The sequence below is a fragment of the Longimicrobiales bacterium genome (genome assembly GCA_035764935.1).
In the GTDB taxonomy this organism is placed as follows: Bacteria; Gemmatimonadota; Gemmatimonadetes; order Longimicrobiales; family RSA9; genus DASTYK01.
In genome coordinates this window covers 1-2,531 of sequence record DASTYK010000123.1, presented here as the reverse complement: position 1 = coordinate 2,531, position 2,531 = coordinate 1, and the positions used below count along the sequence as shown (strand labels likewise).

Here is a 2,531-nt window from a genome sequence, read left to right as displayed (position 1 = left end):
AGGTCGCGTGGCGCCGGCGCGTGATCCCGTTGCGGCGAAGCTGATCATCCGCTGCGTGCGGCGCGTGCAGCGCTCGCGCATCCGTGGCCTTCGCCGCGACTGCCTCGGGCGCGGCGCGGTGCTGTTCGTGCTTCTGCGCCGTGCCGGTTATGACGTTTCCCTGTGTTTCGGAGTCGGGCGACCGGCCGACCGGTTTGCGGGGCACTGCTGGCTCGAGCTCGACGGTGTACCCTTCCTGGAGCGGCGCGACCCGACCGTGCAATTCGGCGAGGTGTTCCGGATGCCGTTCCCCGCACCCGGGGATGCGTCATCCTCGACGCATCACGAGGCCACACGCTCGGCATGAGCGCGGCGACCACGTTCCGCTTCGACTTCCACGGCGTTTCGATCCACGTCGAGAGCGATGATGCTGCGCTGATCGGCCTGCTGCGTGGACGATTCCGCCGTTTCCCGCCGCCCGGCGCGTCCGCCCCGATGCTCCGATTCGTGTTGCAGCGGGCGAAGGCCGGAATGAAACGCATGGAGATCCCTGCAGCCGCGCGTCCCGTGTACGATCTGACTGACGGCACCGTCCTCTACGACGACGCGTCCGGCCGGATCTACCTGCGCCACGGCCGGTCCGTGGACATGAGCGTCGATCCGGCTTCCGGAACCGCGCATGGCTGGCTGATACAGCATCCCGAGGCCGCCTGGATCGCATCGCGTCCACTCTTCACGATCGCGCTGCTGGAGCTGCTCAAACGGCGTGGCCTGTTCGGCCTGCACGCCGCGCTGCTCGCCCGCGGGTCGGACGGCATTCTGGTCGCCGGCAGCAGTGGCGCGGGGAAGTCGACGCTGGCGCTGTGCCTGCTGCGCGCGGGCTACCGGTTCGGCGGCGACGACATGTGTTTTCTCGATCCTGCCGTCAACGCCGTGTGCGCGCGTGCGCTGCCCGACGAGATCGATGTGGCCGAATCGACGATGAAGTTCTTTCCGGAGCTGGCCAACGGGTCCGGGCACACCCGGCCGCCGGGAGCGCGGAAGTGGCTGCTGACGCCGGAGGACGTCTACCCGGTCGACTTCGTCCAACGATGCACGCCCCGCCTGCTGCTTCTGCCGCAGATCGGTGAGCACGCGATCACGGTGGCGGAACCGGTGTTGCCCGCGGACGCACTGCTCGACATCGTGCCCAACGTGCTGCTGACGGACGCCCGTGCTTCGCAGGCGCACCTGGATGTACTCGCGATGCTGACAACGCAGGGCCGGTGCTGGCGGCTGCGCACCGGTCGCGACTTCGATCGCATTCCACGCGTCGTTGCCGAGCTGCTGCAGCAGTCCATGCCAGTAGCACGTTCTCATGGCCACACACCTGCTGCTGTCCCTGCTCGGCACTGAGACGCAGGCGCGGCGGATCGCCGGGCGGATGACTGCCGACGAGTGGCAGTCGCTGTTCGACGAGGCCGTGTACCATGAGCTCGAGCCGATCCTGCATTGGCGCTTCGAGCAGATCGGCGTCGTGCTGCCGGACGCCGTGCGGCGGCTGCTGGAAGAACGCACCGGCGTGCACGCGCTGCGCAGCCGGCTGCTGCTTGTCGAGCTGGGCGACCTGCTGAGGGCCCTGGCTGGAGCCGGTGTTCCTGTCATCCTGCTGAAGGGCGCTGCCCTCGCCGCGGGTGTCTACCCCGATCCTGCGCTCCGCTCCATGGGAGACATCGATCTGCTCGTGAGGGAGCGGGATCTACCGCGCGCGCGGGACGCTGCGATCCGGCTGGGGTATCGGCCGGAAGGTGAGGCAGCGGAACACCACCTGCCGCCGTTGCGACGTCCAGGGGCTACGATGGTGGAACTCCACTCACACATCGAGTCGCCCTCCGCGCCGTTCCGGATCGACACGGAAGGATTGTGGGAGCGTGCGCAGACCATACGCACCGCCGATTGCGAGGCGCGCACACTGTGCGCCGAGGACCTGCTGCTGCACCTGTGCCTGCACCTGTCCTACCATCACCGCTTCGGCCTGGGCCGCGCTGAGGGCATGGATTTGAAGCATCTCTACGACATCGTCGTGCTCCTGGAACGGGGCAGCATCAACTGGGGCATCGCCGCCGCGCGGGCGCGGGAGTGGCGGGCGGATCGATACGTGTACGTGGTGCTGCGGGTAGTGCAACGCCTGTTCGGAACCCGGGTGTCGGCTGACGTGATGGCGCTGTTCGGACACTCGCCAGCAGACGTTCGTGTTGCGAATCACGTGAGCGCCAGCGTGCTGCACCGGCCGGACACCGCCGCGCGGCAGTACCGCAAGCTGCGCAACCACGGCAGTGCACGGGAAGGGATCGCGTACCTGCGGAGTGTTTACAGGGCGGAGTACGAGGCAGCGCACGACGGGCAGCAGCGAATGTCCACGTTACGTGCAGTCCTCGGACTGTCAGGCCGGCTGATGCGCCGGCTACCGGCGTACGCGCGCGCAGCGGCCGGTCTCATGCTGGGGACACGGCGCGCGCGTGCGGCGGGAGTACGTATGAACGCACGCGAGGCAGTCGCGGCCTGGATCAGAG

At 68.3% G+C, this 2,531-nt stretch carries 3 protein-coding genes; all 3 read left to right on the top strand.

Annotated features, from left to right (window positions below; genetic code table 11):
* On the top strand, nt 1–346 hold a 346-nt coding region (locus VFU06_09925; GenBank protein HEU5209720.1), incomplete at its 5' end, for a lasso peptide biosynthesis B2 protein.
* On the top strand, nt 343–1,374 hold the full coding sequence (locus tag VFU06_09920; protein HEU5209719.1) for a hypothetical protein: 1,032 nt from the start codon (nt 343–345) through the stop codon (nt 1,372–1,374). The genes VFU06_09925 and VFU06_09920, both read left to right, overlap by 4 nt.
* Nucleotides 1,337–2,531, top strand: a 1,195-nt coding sequence (locus VFU06_09915; GenBank protein HEU5209718.1) for a nucleotidyltransferase family protein, incomplete at its 3' end; no start/stop codon positions are given. The genes VFU06_09920 and VFU06_09915, both read left to right, overlap by 38 nt.

Coding starts and splice junctions, on each gene's coding strand:
- VFU06_09920 (HEU5209719.1), top strand. CDS start 343: ATGAGCGCGGCGACCACGTTCCGCTTCGACTTCCACGGCGTTTCGATC.